We start from the raw sequence: 20,944 nt of genomic DNA, 5'->3' as shown, positions 1-20,944 counted from the left end.
GCAACAAGGCGGGCTAGTTAGTCATATGTCCTTATAAACCCACATCATTGTAACATGTTTTTAGAACGCTTACATTAAAAAAGGATCATTATTTCAAATTAAGAATGTATAGGTAAAATTCAATTAACCTTCCACGCCCCTGATGAACATCGACATATGCTAGATACCCCATCCCATTAGGGATATGGATCTCCTTGTTTCTGTAAACCATTTGTCCTTTTTAGTCAGAATACTAAATACTACCCCTTTATGGAGAAGATTTTGACACCATCTACCGCCGTATAAAACAGCTGATAACTGATGCACGTAAAGCATCATCCTCATTAGAGCAATTTAAAACCAAGCTACAACCGTAGGACAAAAAAAGGGACCCCAGAAACCTAGGACACCCCTTACAAATTTCTTGAATTCAGTTACTGCCGATTCAACTCCTATGCAGCGGATAATACCAATTGTCATTCTCTAAACACATGCGATTACGTATACGTAATCGCATGTGTTGCAGTTACTTTATACCGTACTTCGATCTGATCTACCGCACCTGACCTTACAAGACTCATACTATTCACTAACCCAACTTAGTCCCTTTAAAGATCCCTATTTCCTCAAGATGTTTATAATGCGCTTTTGTCCTCTTATTAGACTGTCAACATTAAATTAGACAACTTTTTAAGGGATGCAGCTTTGTACTGAATTGGGTCATGTATCCTAAAGTGCCATGAATGCGATGCTTGTTGAACCAATTAACATAATCGTATAGTTCCAACTCTAAATGGTGAAGACTTTGAAAAATTCATTTGGTTTACAAATTCCGTTTTCATCACTTTGTAGGTGGCTTCAGCAAAGGCATTGTCGTAGGGATAACCTTTCTTACTCAACGAGCGCCCAATCTGGAATGGCGCAAGAGTCTGGTCAATCAATTTATTTTTAAATTCACTTCCACGGTCCGTGTGAAACCACCCAATTTCGCTCAAGTTACCTGGATAACTTTTATAAAATATACAATCTACATTTTAAAGTAAAAATAGTTTTTTCTATTATTATTATTTAAAGTAGTGCTAAACCCGTCTTTTAAACTTCCAATCTTGCTTCCCAATATGTTCAATTATCTCCTCCAATTCAATATTTTCGTCTGTAATTGTGTATTCAGCCTTAACAAAACCTCTTGTTTTTGAATGATATGGTATCATAATATGACTTATTCTTTTTTGTTCTGATTCATTACGTACATAAAATTTTTTTTGATCAGGGTCTTTCAAAAGTATTTCTCTTTTTCTCATCTTATACAACCTTTTAGCTCTCAAAATTTCTTTATGAAACCCCTCATAATGTTCTATAGTATTATCGATAAACATTTTTTTTATAATATCAAAAAGCCCTTGAGAGAGCCAAAAATTCATTGAATCATGGTTTGGCCAGGCATCGGTTCGAAAGTACACTACTACTCCAATTCCATTATTATTTGGACCATAACTAAATTTAAAATTCTTAATATCGTAAGATAAAGGATGCCCCTGAAGTATCATTATGTTTTTCCCCTTTAAAATAAGCTTTAATAAACATCTCTTTTACTAATTAGTTTAGTTTAATCTCTATTTCCCGATAATATTAATCGTCTACATGGAAGCATGATGAGGCTTAGCAACAGAACGGCGCCGTAATACTCTCTCTCTGCTCTTAACGCGTAAGTTTATTACTATTAAATTCAGTCACATTCCAGGAACATAATCCTTGAACGGGGCGCTCCAAAACCCGCATCACTTTATCGACCGAATGATAACTCTCTTCTTATGGTGTAGAAAGCTGGAATTAAGCTGAAAGTACTTCATTGAAGAAAGGGCAATTGTCGGTGGTATAAGTGGTATAGGAAAGAAAAACAATCCAAAAATCAACTCCTATATCATACTTAATTATTTGAACTCGCAAAGCGAGCTAGATGCAGTAACATTCTTAGATAACCCCCTCGAATTTACAAGCAGAAATTTCATTCATTCTCTTAATAAAAAATCACTGATCTTACCGGCCAAGAGGTTCACTCTATAACAAAAATAAGATCCTTTCTTTTAGAGCATTTCTTATCACCCTACAAACGGCAAAGGATTCACCATAACACCAATAATAATGATTTCAAAGTGTAGATGGTTCCCCGTGCTGCTGCCGGTTGACCCACATCCACCAAGCACACTTCCTGCAGATACTTGATCAACAGCACGAGCTTTAATGGAAGACAGATGCGCATAGATAGTATCATAATCACCTCCATGGTCTACACGTACATACTGACCATATCATCTTTTCAGCCTAGCCATAATCACCTTTCCGGCTTTATATACAGGTCTCAGTTTCCCACTTGAACAAGCAAAATGTATGCCTTGATGTGGTTTTCTACCCTAACGGGATGAGTACTTGGACCAAATCCGGATGTAACCTCACTGTTGGGAAGACTAAACCTAGCTTTACCCGGTTGAGGAATCATAATAACATCGTATCTATCTGTCACGTAAAGCGTAGCGTATTCCATTACTTCTGATACATAATCCTGGCTGTGATTAGGCAAAACCAAAAAAGAGCCTTGGGAACATAGGTACCAAAGTTCTTGTAATATAGAGTAACTACAACGTCACTCATACTTTTCTAAGGAAAGACTTAAATAAAGACAAAGAATATTTCATCTTCCTAATATGCTTGTGGCAAGTTTCTTAAAGACTCATATCTACTAATATCTTACATTGATTACGATCTTTCGCTAACGTTTCGAAACCTTTAACCACAATATCATCTAATGCAATCGTACTCGTAATAACTGCATCACCATCAATAATACCACTTGCAAGCAGACGAATAACTTCAGGGAATAAGCGAACATATGCATAAGAACCACTGATTTTGGCCTCAGTTCTAACGATCATATTAGGGTCAAAATTTATTGGTTTTTCCCATAAACTCACAATCTTAAATTCACCGCCAGGACGAACTGAACTAACTCCACTTGTAAATGTTGCCTGAACGCCTGCAGCATCATATCCGACATTTACACCGCCATTAGTTTTTTCGCGGATAAATGCCACTGCATCTATATCTATTGGATTAATAACATATGTAGCTCCAAGTTCTAAAGCTCTCTGGCGACGTTCATCCGATACTTCTACTACAAAAATTTCACTAGCTCCTGCTGCTTTTACAGCTTGCAACAATAATAATCCAATCGGTCCGGCACCAAATATTGCTGCTGAATCCCCGAGTTTCAATGAACTTTGACGGACAGCATGAACCGCAACAGCTGTCGGTTCCACAAGTGCACCTAGTTCTAGACTCATATTATCAGGTAAATGGAAGATATTCTCTTCCCTTACTACTGCAAACTGGGCAAAACCACCTGAAACCGTATATCCATAACCTTGGCGGACTTTGCATAAATTCATAAAGCCACTATGACAATTATCGCATTTTCCACAAGGAATTAGAGGTTCAACAGCTACTCGATCTCCCACTTTCGCGTTTGTTACTCCTTCTCCTACTTCCACAATTACGCCTGAAAACTCATGTCCTAAAACAGGCTGTGTACGTGCAGCATAAACACCTGCTAAATACTCATGCATATCACTACCACAAATACCAGCGTATTCCACTTTCACTTTCACCATGCCTTTTTCAAGGACAGGTATTTCTATTTCTTCTATTCGAATATCTCTTGCTCCATATATTTTCGCTGCTTTCATCTTTCTTACCTCTTCTCTATATTGTAGTTGCTTGTAATCCATTGAAAATAAAGGCTACTGCCAGATCTGCTACCTGTTCAGGAGATATTTTCGAATGAATCTGATTTAAAAATGCAATATCAAGAGAATACATTAAGGTTCCCATTATAAAATTAACTGCTACGTCAACAGAAGGAAAACTAATTGTTTTTTTATTCTGACATTCTTGTAAAATTAATCGAAGCTGCTCCCACGAAGGCTGAAATACGTCTGTCAGCATCTCTAATCTTGGACTATTCATTACAAGCTCCTGTTGCAATATACTAACTAATTCACGTTCTTCATTTCTAAAGATAACAAACTCTTTACAAAAACTCTTAAGTGCACCTAATGAATCTGATAAATCGTAATTCATATTTCCAAAAAATTGTCTGATTGTATGGAATATCTCTAAAAAAACATTCTCTTTGCCTCCAAAGTGATAAGACACTAGAGCAAGTGAAACATTTGCCTCAGTACATATCTGTCTAACGGTTGTTCCTTCATAGCCGTTTTTCGCAAATAAATGTTTTGCGGCCCGTAAAATTTGGTCTCTTACGTCCTTATTTCTATCATTATTATTGCTCTCATTTAATTGCCTCACCTTATTTATCCATCCTCCTCCATTCAAAATAATTTCGTATGACTTTTATTAAAAATAACTCTGAATGAACCTTCTTGAACATTTGTTTTGAACACTTGTTCAATCAATAGTATACTCTTGTTTTGTTGTATGTCAAAAAATAGAATACTTGTAATTAAGTACAATCTAATGCGTAACTAACTTATCTTCAATTCACCAGTTTTAAAGTAGTACTTTGTGTAAAAGTTACTTGTTCAGGAATCATTTAAAAACTTAGATTGCAAAATAAATACCTTGATAATCAACAGATAGTACTGAACCAGTTGGACGAAAATCATTTCGAATTGAATTGTCTTTAGCCTCTTGTGTTAAGAGACATTCCTTGTGGCGAGCATCGCCAACAGAAAATTGTTTTAAAGAAAGAACCGACGTACGCTGGTTCTCTCCTTTCCTTCTTAGATTGTGGATCGGCCCCTTTCATGATGATGAAGCCAAATCGGAATCATGATGCTGCCCTTATGCTTGATGCTTGATGGGAGCGAAGCCAAAAAACGGAGCGGACAGGATGCAGTCTATCCTCCCTGGTAAGGGGTGTATAACGAGGGACAGAAACGTAGAGTAAGTACCTTGTACAGATACTCTATTCTTCCATCAGCTGACCGTTTTAAGAAACGGATGCCCATCAGGATTCAGAAACTTCCTCTGAACTCGCCTTGATTGAGAATAAGTTACAACCATAGGACAAAAAAAGGCCTCCCAGTAATCCAGGAGCACCCGCTATAAAATTTTTATATTCATCTACCCCGATTCAACTCCTATGTAGCAGGAATTACTAATTGTAATTTTTAACACGTACGTTTACGTATACGTAAACGTACGTGTTAAAGTAACTTTACATCACACCTCATATATCGAGAGAGCTCCCCTTCCTGATCCTTACATGAGTTATATTATTCACTAACCCAACCTAGACCCTTCGCAGATCCTATTAACGATCTATTTCCTCCAAGATGTTTATAATGCGTTTTTGTTCTCTTATCCCCTTCTCTAATAAATAGGAAAGCACCGCAGTCATCGTTATATGATCATCTGAACTAACCGAATTAAGATGTTTAGTAATTGCTCGAAGTTTTGCCTCATCTTTTTCACTCAGTATATTTCTTATAAACCTGGACATAATAGGATACATCAAATCTGCTCTATAAATAACTTTTGTCAAAATTAAAGATGCTGCCACTTGGATGGAACTATCTAAGCTATAAGCCAAAGAAGCCATCTTTTCATGGTCCCGATCTAGGAATCTCATGTATAAACGTTTCTTAGAATTGAGCCTCATTTTAAATGATTCCCGCTCTGAATTTCCAAATATGTATCTGTTCTCATACTGAAGATCTCTTTTGAAGTATGGCTGCAGTTCATCAATAAGAGACGCAGATTTATATCCTTCTATAATGATAAACTCTCCAATGAGTTTGATGGGAGCATCACAAACATAGCTAAGCTTTGAAAAAATCTCATATGCACTCAAACTCATTGGAGCAGCAATCGCTCTTTTTTTATCTGATCTTACCTTTCTTATCGTCTCTCCTTTAAACATTTTATCCCTCTTTTCTCCATTATCTCTGCAACACTGTAGATATGTTGCTAAGTTAATGTATTGTATGCAGCGGTAGGGGACCTTTAGAACGCCCGTATATATCCAGATATAAAGGGAGATACTATATGTAAAAAGCTTGTGGGAGAGTGCAGAATGAAGATAAAGATGAATGAAGAAAAAGCCAAACAATTATCTAAGGAAATTTTAGATTTTGCTCATAGAAATAATCTCAAAGTACGAAAAAAAACGAAAACAAAAAGCAAGGGCGCCTAGTTGCCCTTGCTTTTTAAATTTCACGAGTTTTATTAGTGACGGGCTAATAACTAGAGATTTTACATATCTTTTTCAATTCAGATAATGTTGTAGGACATCTTCCAACATAATATAAGTAGATCTGGCTCGCACGTTGCTTCGGCAAATGGAACAGGGCGAGACATTTTATGTGAAGCTTTTTTATTGTTGAAAGAGGAAGGTATTCTAAAAAAGTAATTACTTTTCGTGACTAGATATACTCATTGATATAGGTCTCATTATTGATGATCAGCCATCCTCCAAAGAACTAACCATCACAGATTTACTGTCTCACTTTTTAAACAAAATGATAATTTTTGCAAATGACGGTTTGTAATATGAAGTGCGACACCTAGTTCAAAATAAAAAATGGCCCATGGCCGGATTCGTGTAGAGTGGTTAGCATAATTGAACGCAGTAAACTAGAAGTATTACATCAACTGGGGCTGTCCGCCCGAGCCATTGCTCGCGAATTGGATCGTCATCATTCCACGATCAGCCGGGAACTGTGGAAAAATCAAAGCCTAAATGGTTATCAAGCGGCAGCATCAGAGCATCGTTATAAGCATCTTCGCCAAGCTCAGAAACCTAGAGAAAAGTGGATGGAGACACTCGGAAAAGAAATTGAGCAGCGACTTCACGAAACCTGGTCTCCTGAGCAAATCTCTATGCGTTATAGACTGAAAGGAGAGCCCATGGTTTCATTTAAAACGATCTATCGCTGGCTTTATGAAGGACGTATGATTCGTAACACCGTCCAGCAGTTAAGACACAAAGGAAAGAGACAAAAACCCCAAGAAAAACGAGGTCGCTTCCTCGTAGGCACTTCTATCAAACAACGGCCTAAAGAGATTTGTTCCCGTGAAACCTTTGGACACTGGCAACTGGACACGGTCGTCTCCAGTCGAGGAAAAAGTAAGGTTTGTGTCGCTACATGTATCGAGCGAAAAACAAGGCTATACACTGCTATTAAAATGCCAGATCGCACTTCATTATCTATGGAAATTGCTATTGGTGTAGATGCTGCACAGTACCCTGCCCAAACCTTCCAGACAGCTACTGCCCACCGTGGTAAAGAGTTCGCATGCTTTCGTGAATTGGAAGAGTCACACGGTATGACGGTGTATTTTGCAGATCCTTATTCCTCATGGCAACGAGGCTCCAATGAGAATGGAAACGGGCTCCTTCGAGAGTTCTTCCCAAAAGGGAAAGACTTTGCAAAGGTGACCGAGGAAGAATTAGAACATGCCCTCCAACTTATTAACAACAGACCAAGGAAATGTTTAGGATGGAAAACTGCTCACGAATCATTTGAAGAAGAAGTGTCGCACTTGGATTGACAATTCGTCCAAATACAATCTCATGAAAATTTATAATCATTACGTATTTGATACCAATTTTGCCATCTCCTTATGGAGATAATCGATTACATAGAAATATCATTTCGAAAAGATGAAGTGGACAAAATTGATGTGGATTATCGAAGAATGGAACTCCTTACTTAGAAACCAGATACATTAAAAATCAAACCCTTGCGGGGCTGATTTTTAATGAGGATGTATTCACTATCAATAATTTATGGATTCCAGGCAGCATATTTATCTGGATATATTATGTTTTCTATATCCATTATTTAGATGACTCACTAATTCAATTTGATTCAATAATACGGAGGACTTATTCCGGGCTTTCAACATAATCAACATATAAGCGAATCATCAATTCATATACACTTACCTTATACTCCCGGTCAGTAACCTTATGTATCTCATATCGTTTATCTTCTCCCACAGAAACTCCACCTATTGTATATATTTCACCTACAGGTAACATCTAAATTGTCTTTTCTCAACATCATTAAGAATCAAGATATAACACACCTTTCATATAGTTTTTTGTTACGCAACAAACTCGTAAGCCGGTTGAGATTGAACATATTTACCGTGAGATAGGTCAGGTGCACGCTAGCTCAAAGCCTACGCGGTTAGGTAGCATGACACTAAATAAACCTTACGGATATGGTTGCGTGTCTAAAGTCGGAAAGAGGATTCACCCCAACATCTGTTACGCACGGCTACCGGGTTACACCAAATGGTAACGAGAGCACTTAAACTGGGACCTGCAAAACAATGGAATATCCCAACGCAATAACTTATCAATTCTTTAAAAGCAATAACAATATAACAGAAGGCAGCTATGCCCAGCTTTGTCCTGACAAAACTAACTAATTAATGAGCAGTGGAATCATTATTTCTTGCAGGGATTTGGAGATTTATCTATTTAACAGATTTTTGGCTATCTTTAATTTTACGTTTTTCTTTTCTTTGACGTTCTTGTATTTTAGGCTCGTAATAATTCTTCATAACGATCTCATGAATTTTGATGTAACGACCCGTATGATATACCAAACCTACCTCTTCAAATTCCTGAAGGTTACCAAGCCTGCGATCTTGTTTAATTGTTCCTGGTATTAGTCCCCACAGCTTCTCCGCTTCATTTGTTGTCATTACTTTTTTCATGGCACCAATGCAAGAAGGACAAACAGTAACATTTGCTGGCTCGACAGAGTTATTGTATTGGTAAAACAAGTGTATGGGATCTTCATTTTCACGTATCCAATGATCACAAACAGTACACTTTTTATCCGATCGTAAGAATGTTAGTTTTTCAAGTCGATATTTTAATTCTTTAAGCTGATTATCTATTAGTCTTTGAGTGGTGAATCTTACATCTAAGGGCAACGTGTCTTTTATTAGTGAAAATTGCTCTAAAGCCCGCTCTAGCTCTACAATCTTCTCCTGTGTACTTTCAATAATTGACAAAATGAAACACCTCCAAATGACAATTTTACCCGATATTGATTAGTATTATAATCGATATCGATTATAATTATCAAATTAAACCTTTTAGATATTACCGATGGAGGGAGGAAACTACTTTATAACAAAGGGATATAAATATAAAAAGAAAGTGGAACTAGCGTTTACTTTGTATGGAGACACAATTCTGCCATGCCTTAACTAAAAGAATCTAGTTCCACGCGAGGTAAAACTAGGGAACTTTGTCGGATTTAACAGGGGCGATTTACCATGGTCTTCCTCATTATCGCTTTCCGTTCCCTCGCCGTGGTACGCACCATATGTTAAATATTGTATTTTGTCGCTATAGAAGAAAGCATAACCCCGCATAGGCTGTCCTTTCTATTTGAATACTGTATACATACTAACTCTTCACTTTAAGGCTACTAGTCTATGATAGATTAGCTTGAGATTTGATATGAATGTTAGAAGTACCTTGATTTCTGAGTTTAATGAGATGATCAATAACAAAGTAACTACAGCAAGGAGGTTATATATTTAAAATATAAATAGTTGAATTAACGGTAATTGCTAGTATAATAAGCAAGATTGAAGGTCAACATATTTAGTCAATCCGTTGACTTTTGAATTTTAGATAACTTAATCTTAGTGTCTTTCCATCTTTATTTTCAGGCTCTCATTTAAAAGTATTGTCATGTGTTTTTCACTTGTTATTTGTCTCTATCTAAAGACGTTGTAGCCAAGCCAATTTTCTTCAAGTACCTACAAGAAGTAATAATCAGAACCTAGACAGATAGCCTTCGTTTAAACCCGAGAGATAGTTATAAAAGAAAAGTAAGTTACAACTTATAGAATCCAAATCATTCTAGGGTTTGGGTGGTGCGATTGCCAAGCTCACATAATTTTCCTGTGAGCTTCGCACCTCAAAATTTGTCGAATTATTGTTTATCGTAACCTTTTGGTAACAAACATCAATCTAATGTACATAATTTCAGCTTAATGTATGTTAAATTAGCGGAATAACGTGCTTATTTTTAAGAAAAAGGATATATACGTCTTTTTTTGCTGTCGCACTCCTTATGGGGTGCGTGGATTGAAACACTCGGTAGGCCGTAACTATCAATAATGAGATTAGTCGCACTCCTTATGGGGTGCGTGGATTGAAACACGTCGGTTATGGATCGCTTGAATCCGTCGGCGCGTCGCACTCCTTATGGGGTGCGTGGATTGAAACTATTTATCCAGGCATGGGAAATGGTATTGATCAGCGTCGCACTCATTATGGGGTGCGTGGATTGAAACTCCTATGAACGCTGCGCCTATAAGCATCCAAGAAGTCGCACTCCTTATGGGGTGCGTGGATTGAAACGATTAGATTTTTATAGCAGAACAAGGTCGCACTCCAAAAGGAGTGCGTGGATTAAAACTGTACAAGTATTACCAAGCGTGTTATAGTTTACCTCGTCATCTTATACTTCGATTAAATATTAATAGCTATCTCCTCCTTTTTAAGTACATAGATTTAAAAGATTACTATATAAGAAATAACAAAAGACAAATGAATTTAACAGGAAAGCTTTCCGCAACTTAGGCCGTCGAATAAACACCACTATCCAATAGGTGAGAAATAAGTGAATAATAGTCCTCGAAATTTTAAAAAATCACACATCATATAACGAGAAGACAGTTGTTCTTGTGGTGATTAACGACAAGGAGAGGGATTAATGTCTTATATAGCACATATACGAAAAAAGGATGGCGCTATTCAAACCGTAGAGAGTCACTTGTTTGGTGTAAGCAAAGCAAGCGGCATATTAGGAGCTAAAATTAGTGTTAAGCACCTAGCGTCCTTAGCAGGATTACTACATGATATGGGTAAGTTTACTGATGAGTTCAGAAACTATATTCTGCTTGCAGTCACCAATTCTACTGAAACCCCTCGCAGGGGATCAGTAGATCACTCTACAGCAGGTGGAAGACTCTTACATCTCCGCTACGGTGATTCTAAAGCAAAAATACCGAACCGCATGACTGCAGAATGGCTCGCGAATTGTATTATTTCACACCATCAAGGGCTAAGAGATTATATATCTCCAGAACGCCAATCTCCATATTTGAAGCGTGTTGTTACCAAAGAACTGCCTAGTTATGAACAGGCAGAGCAACAATTATATCAGCACATAACACCTAAAGAATTAGATAGTTTGTTTGTTCAGGCCACGAGTGAATGGAAGGATTATTATAAAAAAGCAAAGCAGTATAAATTTCCATTAATCACGTCTTCGCTCATGATTAAATACATATTCAGTTGTCTTATTGATGCAGATCGTAGTAACACCAGGGAGTTTGAAGAAGACGAACTTCCAGCTGAAATACCAGATTACAATCCTTTTTTTCAGAAAAGCTATGATGCTCTTATGCAGCACATCCATAAAATTAGCGCAGAAGCGGATCAAACGAATCCTGTTCAGGTCTTGCGTCAGGCAATGTCTAATCAATGCGAGCAGTTTGCTTACAGGGACTCTGGCATATATACGCTTTCCATTCCAACTGGAGGAGGTAAGACGCTTGCAAGTATGCGCTATGCGCTCAAACATGCCCTAGAGCACCAGAAACAGCGCATTATATACGTCGTTCCATATACAACTATTATTGAGCAAAATGCAGCGGAGATCCGACGTATATTCCAAGATGACGATATGATTTTTGAACACCATTCTAATGTGGTAGACAACCAGGACGATGAGTATGGAGAAGAGTATGACCTTAAACGTAAGCAGCTAAAGCTGGCTCGGGACAACTGGGATCGTCCGATTATATTTACGACCATGGTACAGTTTCTGAATACGTTTTATGCCAGTGGAACCCGAAATGTACGCAGGCTTCATCAGTTATCTAATGCGGTAATCATATTTGATGAGGTACAGTCTGTACCTGTTCACTGCATCTCCCTATTTAATGAGGCATTAAATTTTCTGAATATTATCGGTAATTCCAGTCTATTGTTGTGTACGGCAACTCAGCCTGCTCTTCAGCAGGTTCGTCAGAAGCTACGCTTGTCGCAAGATGCAGAGATCGTTCAGCAGCTGCAGAAGATAAGTAATGAATTTAAACGAGTGGATATCCACGACCTGACACAACAATCCCCAGTAGGATGGAGAGCCCAGGAGCTGGCTGGCTTTGTTAAAGAACAGATGAACAAAGTGAATAACGTGCTTGTTATCTTAAATACAAAGTCGGCAGTACGAAATCTGTTTCGTGAACTCCAAGAAGCTAATTGGGTGAACACAGGTGGTATCCGGCTTGTGCACCTAAGTACTAACATGTGCGCAGCGCACCGGAAAGAGATGTTATCGGGAAAAAACGGCGTTATATCAGGATTAAAAACAGGAGAACGTGTAATTTGTGTTAGCACGCAGTTGATTGAAGCTGGGGTAGATATCAGCTTCGAGTGCGTCATTCGCTCACTCGCTGGACTAGATTCTATCGCTCAGGCAGCAGGACGGTGCAATCGTCATCGCGAAGTACCGTTACGGGATGTGTATATTATCAGATCTGCAGATGAGAAACTGGGGAATCTAGCAGAAATTGAACTTGGTGCCGAAACAACGGAGCGCGTGCTGTATGAGTATTCAAGTGATCCCAGTGCGTTTGATGGAAGTTTATTATCCGCCAAAGCGATGTCTTGTTATTTTGAGTACTATTATGCCGGTATCGGTGAGAAGGTGCTTTTTCCTATTCCTCAATTGGAGCAGAATTTGTTTGACCTTTTGGACCGTAATCATTTTAACGTAGATGGATACTGTGATAAGCATGGTTACAGTCCGGAAATTGTTAACTTGTCGGCTATTGCAACAGCGGAAAAGTATTTTGAAGTCATATCATCGAAGGCAACCCCGGTGATCGTTCCTTATGGGGAGAAAGGTATCGAACTGATTGCTACGCTAAGCGGTGAGCTTGGTTCGGGTGAGCTTAGCAATTTACTGCGAATAGCCCAGCAGTATATCGTCAATATGTATGATCATGAAATGAAAATCATAAATAAAAATGATGAAATTATTCCCTTGCTAAACGGACAGGCTTTTGCCTTACGGGATACAGCTTATTCAGATCAATTCGGCGTGCAACTAGAAGGTGACGGGGAGTGGGCAAGTTTGATTTTATAGGAAAATTGGGGAGAATAAGCTGCATTTCTCCCCTAACCCTACTATATTTCTTTAAGAAAGGAGGATTAAGCAATGAGGAACCAGATTGAATTTAAAGTTTATGGAAACTACGCTCTATTTACCGATCCGATTACCAAAATCGGGGGAGAAAAGTTTTCTTATCAAGTTCCAACGTATCAAGCTTTAAAAGGAATTGCTGAATCAATCTACTGGAAACCGACAATTATCTGGATTATTGACGACGTAAGGATCATGAAACCCATTCAGACCGAATCCAAAGGAATCCGTCCGATCGAATACAGTGGTGGAAACTCGCTAGCTTACTATACATACTTGAAAGATGTATGTTATCAGGTAAAGGCACATTTTGAGTTTAATCTTAACCGGGAAGATTTGGCTTATGACCGCAACGAACATAAACATCACAATATCGCCAGGCGTGCTATAAACATTGGTGGCCGCAGAGACATTTTTCTAGGTACGCGGGAATGTCAGGCATATGTAGAGCCATGTATCTTCGGTGAAGGAGCAGGTGCTTATGACAACGTACCTGAGGTTGATTTTGGAGCTATGGTTCATGGTATCAGTTACCCGGACGAGACAGGGCGTAATGAGCGAGAGATCCGTTTATGGAGAGCCAAAATGAAACATGGCATTATTCACTTTGACCGTCCTGAAGATTGTCCATGGGTACGTAAAGCTAAGGGGTCAGGAACTAAAGAGTTCCATGCAGGCAATATGCAGTCTGCAGATGAGCTATATGAAGAACTGTTTGAGGGGCGGGGAATAGAGTGAGCTGGCTAGCTAATTTGACGGAGACTTACAATAACAACATACAATTTGTAGGTAAATTCGAAACAAAAAAGAATGGACGCGAATATGCTCTCATTCCCGTTGCTCATACCACACAGACTGCTCATATCGAGATTCATCTTGATGAAAAAGGCAACTTCCTAAGAGCCTACGTTCGAGACAAGGTAGAAGGTAGCACGATCATACCGTGTACCGAAGCAGCGGCAAGCAGAACAAGCGCTCCTGTTCCATATCCTCTTTTTGACAAACTGCTCTATGTAGCAGGAGACTATGAAAAATATTGCGGAGAAGTAAAGGGTACACCCCACGAGGACTACTTAACGCAGCTCAGGGCTTGGTGTGAGTCTCCTTACTCTCACAAGAAAATAGAAAGTGTATATGAGTATACCCGCAAAGGTACGTTGATAGAGGACCTGATTGATAAAGGCATTCTGCACACAGATATTCACGGAAAATTAATGAGCAAATGGGATCCAACTAAAGGTGATGAATCAAGTGAGAAGCCACCTATTTTCAGTGTACTGTCATCGGATCAAAGCAGTGCTTTTGTTCGCTTTGCTGTTAATATACCCGGTGATCCTGAGGTGAGATTGTGGCGGGATACTGAAATTCAGCAACTGTTTGTCCATTTTTACGAAAGTAGTCTCGTGGATACTGATATTTGTTATGTGACAGGTGAAACGTTGCCTGTTGCAGATAAACATACCTCACGTATCCGGCATTCCGGTGATAAATCCAAACTGATATCTGCAAATGACTCCACAGGTTTTACTTATCGCGGACGCTTTCGAACAAGCCGGGAAGCGGCAGCAGTCAGTTATATGGCTTCACAGAAGGGGCATAACGCGCTCAAGTGGCTCATTGACAGACAAGGAATCACGATTGACGGCAAAGTGTTTGTCGTTTGGGGCAATCGGCGGCTAGACCTGCCGGAACCTCATCAGGACACTTTGGAGCTACGAGAGGCGGAAGATTACGCCGACACTACGGACGAGGATGAAGACTTCGACCTATATGCAATTGGTAACTCTCCCAGTGCAGTGTATTCTTCTACTGCATCAAGAGATACGACCTCCAAAGCTTTTGTGAAGGAAATTAAAAAAGCCATCGACGGTTTCAGATATGATGGTGAGCATCACGCCAATGTCACGATCATGGTTCTTGATTCGGCTACACCAGGACGAATGTCCATCACCTATTACCGTAACTTGAATCATGAATATTATCTGAATCGTCTGGAAGCCTGGCATACGAGTTGCTACTGGCAGCATCGATATAGAAAAGATAAGAAAAATCAGTGGACTACGTTTACCGGAGCGCCTGCGACAAGAGATATTGCATTTGCTGCTTATGGACCAAGAGCGAGTGATAAAGTGGTAAAAGGACTCATGGAACGCATACTACCATGCATCGTAGAAGAAGGACGGATTTTACCTCCTGATATCGTTCGGAGTGCCGTGCAGCGTGCATCATGCCCTGCTGGGATGGAACCATGGGAGTGGGAGAAGACACTGAGCATCGCTTGTGCCTTGGTGAATAAGGAAAATGAAGGTGAGGGATTCAGTGTGAGTTTGAATACGGAAACGACAGATCGAAATTATTTATTTGGACGAATGCTCGCGATTGCCGATGTGCTAGAACGAAGAGCACTTGGAAGGGATGAGAAAAGAGCAAGCAACGCTGTTCGTTACATGAATGCTTTCGCTCAGCGTCCTGGACGTACTTGGAGCATCATTCAGTCCAATCTCCAGCCGTACCAGGCTAGACTCGGAACAGATGCCCGCTATTATAATAGTCTTCTAGATGAGGTAGGAGCAAAGCTAAGGCTGGAAGATTTCACGGACAAACCGTTAACAGGAATTTATCTGCTCGGTTTCTATAGCCAGCGAAATGATCTATACACTAGTAAAAAGAACAAAGATGCTTCTAACTTAGAGGATGCAGACCTGAATGAAAATGATAATATACAGGAGGAAAAATAAATGAGTGTACTAGATCATAAAATTGATTTTGCTGTAGTACTTTCTGTCCGTAATGCGAACCCAAACGGAGATCCGCTGAACGGTAATCGTCCACGCCAAAATTATGATGGCTATGGTGAAATTTCCGATGTATGCATTAAACGAAAGATTCGTAACCGCCTGCAAGATATGGGTGAATCGATTTTGGTGCAGTCTGATGATCGCCGCAATGACGGACATCGTTCCATTAAAGATCGGGTAGATGCTAACGAAGCGGTAAAAGAGTATGCAAAAGGAAAAAATGCCAACAAAGATCTGTATGCTTTGGCGGCATGCCAATCATGGATTGACGTACGCAGCTTTGGTCAAGTGTTTGCCTTTAGCGGTACAGATGTATCAGTCGGTATTCGCGGGCCTGTCTCTATTCATACAGCAGTAAGTTTAGACAGAATCGACATTAGCAGTATGCAGATTACCAAAAGCGTGAATTCTGTAACTTCAGCAAAAGACCCCGATAAAAGAGGATCAGATACAATGGGGATGAAGCATCGTGTTGATTTTGGAGTATACGTGATCTATGGAAGCATTAATACACAACTTGCAGAGAAGACTGAATTTACATATGAGGATGCAGAAAAGCTAAAAGAAGCCCTTCGCACCCTGTTTGCAAACGATACTTCCTCCGCTCGGCCTGATGGTAGTATGGAAGTGCACAAGCTGTACTGGTGGGAACATAGCTCCAAGATGGGACAATATTCATCGGCCAAAGTGCATCGTTCTCTTGATATTAAATTGAAAGAAGACATTGATCAGGCAAAATCCTATGAGGACTACATCTACGACCTTATACCGCTACAAGGATTAGATGTTCAGATTCATGAAGGACTATAACGAAGAAGATTATTTGCTGCTATCCGGTATTCAGCATTTTAATTTTTGTAGGCGCCAATGGGCTTTGATCCATATTGAGCAACAATGGTCAGATAATGTGTTAACTATTGAAGGGGACCATCTGCACCGGAATGCAGACGACCCTTTTATCCGTGAGAAAAGAGGGGACAAGCTGGTGGTCCGGGCATTACCGGTTCAGTCAAGAGAGCTTGGAATTACGGGTATATGCGATGTAGTAGAATTCATTCAGGATCCAAATGGTGTCATACTTTCGGGGGAGGAAGGGAAGTTTCTCCCTTTTCCCGTCGAATATAAGCGAGGCAAACCAAAACGCAATGATTCGGATCACTCGCAATTGGTAGCTCAGGTAATGTGTTTGGAGGAGATGCTGGCGTGCAGCATTAATACGGCTTACTTCTTTTATAATGAAATTAAGCATCGCGTAGAGGTTTTTATCACGGATGCGGACCGTGAGCGTGTTAGAGCAAGTGTGAGGGAAATGCATCACTACTATGAGCGAAACCATACACCTAGCGCAAAATCGGGACCACACTGCAAAAGTTGTTCCTTAAATAACATATGTATGCCAGATATTTTGCGTAAAAGATCGGTTGCAAGTTACATCGAAAGCAGGTTAGCAGAATGAAAAAACTGTTAAATACGCTGTTTGTCACGTTACCGGATACGTATCTATCTCTCGATGGGGAGAATATTTTGGTCAAGCAAGAGGATGAGGTGAAGGCTCGTTATCCACTGCATAATCTGGAATCCATCTATACTTTTGGATACGCTGGAGTGAGCCCTGCATTAATGGGGAAGTGCGCATCTCAGAACATCAATTTAACGTTTATGACTCAAACAGGACGATTTCTCGCTCGAGTTATTGGGGAGGATCGTGGTAATGTTGTACTTCGTAAGGAACAGTATCGGATCTCTGATGATGAGATGCGTAGTGCCAGGCTAGCGCGCAATATGATTATTGGAAAGCTTTACAACAACAAGTGGATTCTCGAACGAGCAACACGGGATCATGCACTTCGTATTAATACGGAACGCATAAAAAAGGTGACAACATCTCTAAGTGAAACGATGAATCTTTTGCGTAGCGTAGAGCAGCTTGATGTGTTGCGCGGACTTGAAGGCACAGCGGCAGTGCAGTACAATTCTGTTTTCGATGATCTGATTTTACAGCAAAAGAATTCATTTTATTTTTACGGCCGTAGTCGGCGTCCGCCACTGGATAAAGTGAATGCCTTGTTGTCCTTTACCTACACACTACTTTCAAATGATATGAAATCTGCTTTAGAAGCAGCCGGACTGGACCCTTATGTTGGTTTTCTGCATCGCGATCGTCCTGGTAGGGCTTCGCTGGCACTTGATATGATGGAAGAACTACGAGGCGTGTATGCAGATCGATTCGTTATAACACTGATTAATAAAAAGATTGTCAACGGCAAGGGATTTTACGTAAAAGAAAATGGCGCTGTAATCATGGATGACGATACTCGTAAAACAGTAATCAAGGCATGGCAAGAGCGCAAGCAAGAGAAAATTATACATCCATATTTAAAGGAACAAATTTCTTGGGGACTCGTGCCTTACTCGCAAGCTTTGTTACTAGCAAGGCATATACGTGGTGATTTGGATGAGTATCCACCATTTCTCTGGAAGTAGGTGACATATGCTTGTAATTATTACGTATGACGTGAGCACGATAGATAGTGAAGGAAGAAGGAGATTGTCCAAAGTATCAAAGAAATGCGTAGACTACGGTCAGAGAGTGCAGAACTCTGTGTTTGAATGTATGCTAAGTGCGGCTCAGTTCAAACAATTACAGTTGGAGCTAGAAGCAATGATTGATAAAGAGACAGATAGCCTTCGTTTCTATAACCTTGGGAATAATTATAAAAGTAAGATACAACATGTAGGAACCAAATCTTCCTATGATATGGGAGATCCACTCATCTTATAGATGAGTAGTGCGAATGCCAAGCTCACATGATTTTCCTGAGGGATTCGCACCTCGAAATTTGTCGAATTTTTGTTAATAATAATCTTCTGGTAACATACGTCAAGAATACACATGACTTTGGATTAATTTAATGCTCAAAGTAGCGAAATAACGTAATTATTTGCTGCGAAATAGGATTTTTACGTCTTCTTTTGCTGTCGCACTCCGTATGGGGTGCGTGGATTGAAACAATGTTACGGCCTTTGGCAAACTAGCGGAATTGATCGTCGCACTCCGTATGGGGTGCGTGGATTGAAACACCACTGGTATATTGTATTGCTTAAACTTGGCGTAGTCGCACTCCGTATGGGGTGCGTGGATTGAAACATCGCTGACGGTGCAACGGCTGCGGAACTAGAAGTCGCACTCCGTATGGGGTGCGTGGATTGAAACAACAACAAGCGAAGTCATGCCCCGAACAACAATGTCGCACTCCGTATGGGGTGCGTGGATTGAAACCGAGGTGGCGCGCCGTATGATACCCATTGTATAGTCGCACTCCGTATGGGGTGCGTGGATTGAAACAATGCCACCGTCAATGTATGTTGCCACATCGACCAGTCGCACTCCGTATGGGGTGCGTGGATTGAAACGCGTCAAAATGCTAGCATTATGAGTCCTGCAAGTCGCACTCCGTATGGGGTGCGTGGATTGAAACTTGTTTGATAACTGGTTACGAATCTCTTGTAACCTGTCGCACTCCGTATGGGGTGCGTGGATTGAAACTTAAAAAATCAAATGGCGTGAGACTCCCAGCACGAGTCGCACTCCGTATGGGGTGCGTGGATTGAAACATAATCAAGATCATTGTTTCGTTCCTGCTCTTTTTTGGTCGCACTCCGTATGGGGTGCGTGGATTGAAACCCAATTTCCATTACCTTGATGGATCAGGGCGGTCAGTCGCACTCCGTATGGGGTGCGTGGATTGAAACGCACATACAAAGGCAATACACCAGTTGCGCCGTATGGTCGCACTCCGTATGGGGTGCGTGGATTGAAACATCAAAAACGGGTCCGGCTTGATAGACAGCAACATGTCGCACTCCGTATGGGGTGCGTGGATTGAAACTCTTTACTCTCTACATAGTCGGTCAATAGCCAATGGGTCGCACTCCGTATGGGGTGCGTGGATTGAAACGCCCTTGTTGCAATCTCCCCGGCAACCGTTTTTAGTCGCACTCCGTATGGGGTGCGTGGATTGAAACAATCGCTTCCTCTTGCAGTTTTTCATTTTTATCTTGTCGCACTCCGTATGGGGTGCGTGGATTGAAACAATCAGATCGACACAGTAAAACGAATTTTCGGGAGGGTCGCACTCCGTATGGGGTGCGTCAAGCTGCCCAACAATAAGCCTTTAACTCAGCAAGGACGTAGAATCTTTAGAGCGTATTTTTTGGGAAGAACTTGACTCTGAGGAACAATACGAAAAGTATTACGGTGATACACCAGTAACGAAGCTCGTACGTAAAATTGTCGACCTCGACCGCCAAGCAGTTGTTGAAGCATTCTCGAAATTCATCACAGCTGAAAATTTAATTAGTTGAGTTAATTATCAATATTGTAAAAAAAACACATTAGAGCGCAAGCTTTGCATTTAGCCCTTTAGGTGGAATTACGCATTTATTTAAGATCAAACTACCGAAAGCTCGGAGTGTGCTAGCGATTATTGATGGGTTCAATAGGAATTCGTAGGATATATCGTAAATGTGAAACTAGTAAGGAACTCAAAATAGAGTATGATATTTCAAGGAATTTCTGGTCATCTAAATGATAAATTATAGCCTGTTTTAAAACAGTTGAATTTTTATAAAGTAATTAAAAGAACATGCGTACAATATTTATCCGGAGGTGAGACTTATTAAAATTTACATAACAAATTTTAATGAGGCAAGAAATAAAGAGGGTTTTCATTTAGTACCAGATAATTGGAATGATTATCTTTTCTATACATTATTTAATGTTGAATATGTGAATCAATTTCATAATTCTAACCCCTTGCTGTAGCAAGGTTTTTTAGGCATAGAAAAAGGAGTACCTCCCCAAATCTCGAATAGGTTAGCGACTAAACAAACCAA

At 40.0% G+C, this 20,944-nt stretch carries 13 protein-coding genes, 2 pseudogenes and 1 CRISPR repeat array; of the genes and pseudogenes, 8 read left to right on the top strand and 7 right to left on the bottom strand.

Features of this window, described 5'->3' with window-relative positions:
- Positions 1-652: 652 nt before the first annotated feature.
- The 6 genes and pseudogenes from GQY27_RS21840 to GQY27_RS20130 form a co-directional block, all read right to left on the bottom strand.
- Positions 653-959: pseudogene (locus GQY27_RS21840) on the bottom strand (integrase core domain-containing protein); the annotation flags it as partial.
- Positions 960-1,058: 99 nt separating this feature from the next.
- Positions 1,059-1,526 carry a hypothetical protein gene (locus tag GQY27_RS20150; RefSeq protein WP_160037052.1) on the bottom strand — a complete coding sequence of 156 codons (468 nt, stop codon included), beginning with the start codon at positions 1,524-1,526 and terminating at the stop codon, positions 1,059-1,061.
- A gap of 552 nt (positions 1,527-2,078) precedes the next feature.
- Positions 2,079-2,276 (bottom strand): annotated as a pseudogene (locus GQY27_RS22135) (M23 family metallopeptidase); the annotation flags it as partial.
- A gap of 423 nt (positions 2,277-2,699) precedes the next feature.
- Positions 2,700-3,719, bottom strand: a complete 1,020-nt coding sequence (locus GQY27_RS20140) for a 2,3-butanediol dehydrogenase (protein ID WP_160037051.1) — start codon at positions 3,717-3,719, stop codon at positions 2,700-2,702.
- A gap of 16 nt (positions 3,720-3,735) precedes the next feature.
- Complete coding sequence (locus GQY27_RS20135; protein ID WP_236570676.1) at positions 3,736-4,341, bottom strand: TetR/AcrR family transcriptional regulator; 606 nt, start codon at positions 4,339-4,341, stop codon at positions 3,736-3,738.
- 967 nt (positions 4,342-5,308) lie between these two features.
- A complete protein-coding gene (locus GQY27_RS20130) occupies positions 5,309-5,917 on the bottom strand; it encodes a hypothetical protein (RefSeq protein WP_160037050.1) in 609 nt (202 codons plus the stop codon).
- Between the two features lie 686 nt (positions 5,918-6,603).
- Between GQY27_RS20130 and GQY27_RS20125 the strand changes: the two genes are divergently transcribed.
- Positions 6,604-7,548: an IS30 family transposase gene (locus GQY27_RS20125; protein WP_160037049.1), complete on the top strand. Its 945-nt coding sequence runs from the start codon at positions 6,604-6,606 to the stop codon at positions 7,546-7,548.
- Between the two features lie 936 nt (positions 7,549-8,484).
- Here the strand turns inward: GQY27_RS20125 and GQY27_RS20115 are convergent.
- Complete coding sequence (locus GQY27_RS20115) at positions 8,485-9,030, bottom strand: hypothetical protein (protein ID WP_160037048.1); 546 nt, start codon at positions 9,028-9,030, stop codon at positions 8,485-8,487.
- A 1,721-nt stretch (positions 9,031-10,751) separates the two neighbouring features.
- On the opposite strand from GQY27_RS20115, the gene cas3 reads away from it, so the two are divergent.
- The 7 genes from cas3 to cas2 all read left to right on the top strand — a co-directional run bounded on the left by cas3 (position 10,752) and on the right by cas2 (position 18,830).
- Positions 10,752-13,193 (top strand): CRISPR-associated helicase Cas3', encoded by a 2,442-nt coding sequence (cas3, locus tag GQY27_RS20110; RefSeq protein WP_160037047.1) that lies wholly within the window; start codon positions 10,752-10,754, stop codon positions 13,191-13,193.
- Between the two features lie 72 nt (positions 13,194-13,265).
- On the top strand, positions 13,266-13,988 hold the full coding sequence (gene cas5c, locus GQY27_RS20105; RefSeq protein ID WP_160037046.1) for a type I-C CRISPR-associated protein Cas5c: 723 nt from the start codon (positions 13,266-13,268) through the stop codon (positions 13,986-13,988).
- Positions 13,985-15,988: a type I-C CRISPR-associated protein Cas8c/Csd1 gene (cas8c, locus tag GQY27_RS20100; protein ID WP_160037045.1), complete on the top strand. Its 2,004-nt coding sequence runs from the start codon at positions 13,985-13,987 to the stop codon at positions 15,986-15,988. The genes cas5c and cas8c overlap by 4 nt, the downstream gene beginning before the upstream one ends.
- Positions 15,989-16,858 (top strand): type I-C CRISPR-associated protein Cas7/Csd2, encoded by an 870-nt coding sequence (cas7c, locus tag GQY27_RS20095; RefSeq protein WP_160037044.1) that lies wholly within the window; start codon positions 15,989-15,991, stop codon positions 16,856-16,858. It begins immediately after the preceding gene.
- A complete protein-coding gene (cas4, locus tag GQY27_RS20090) occupies positions 16,845-17,504 on the top strand; it encodes a CRISPR-associated protein Cas4 (RefSeq protein ID WP_160037043.1) in 660 nt (219 codons plus the stop codon). Before cas7c ends, cas4 begins: the two co-directional genes overlap by 14 nt.
- Positions 17,501-18,532: a type I-C CRISPR-associated endonuclease Cas1c gene (cas1c, locus tag GQY27_RS20085; protein ID WP_160037042.1), complete on the top strand. Its 1,032-nt coding sequence runs from the start codon at positions 17,501-17,503 to the stop codon at positions 18,530-18,532. Before cas4 ends, cas1c begins: the two co-directional genes overlap by 4 nt.
- A 7-nt stretch (positions 18,533-18,539) precedes the next feature.
- Positions 18,540-18,830, top strand: a complete 291-nt coding sequence (gene cas2 / locus GQY27_RS20080; protein WP_160037041.1) for a CRISPR-associated endonuclease Cas2 — start codon at positions 18,540-18,542, stop codon at positions 18,828-18,830.
- Between the two features lie 196 nt (positions 18,831-19,026).
- Positions 19,027-20,142: a CRISPR direct-repeat array (repeat unit 33 nt; unit sequence GTCGCACTCCGTATGGGGTGCGTGGATTGAAAC).
- Between the last annotated feature and the right edge of the window lie 802 nt (positions 20,143-20,944).

This window comes from Paenibacillus sp. An7, from assembly GCF_009870785.1.
Taxonomy (GTDB): Bacteria; Bacillota; Bacilli; order Paenibacillales; family Paenibacillaceae; genus Paenibacillus.
Note: the sequence above shows the minus strand (reverse complement) of the source record. Positions and strands in the feature narration are given on the sequence as shown.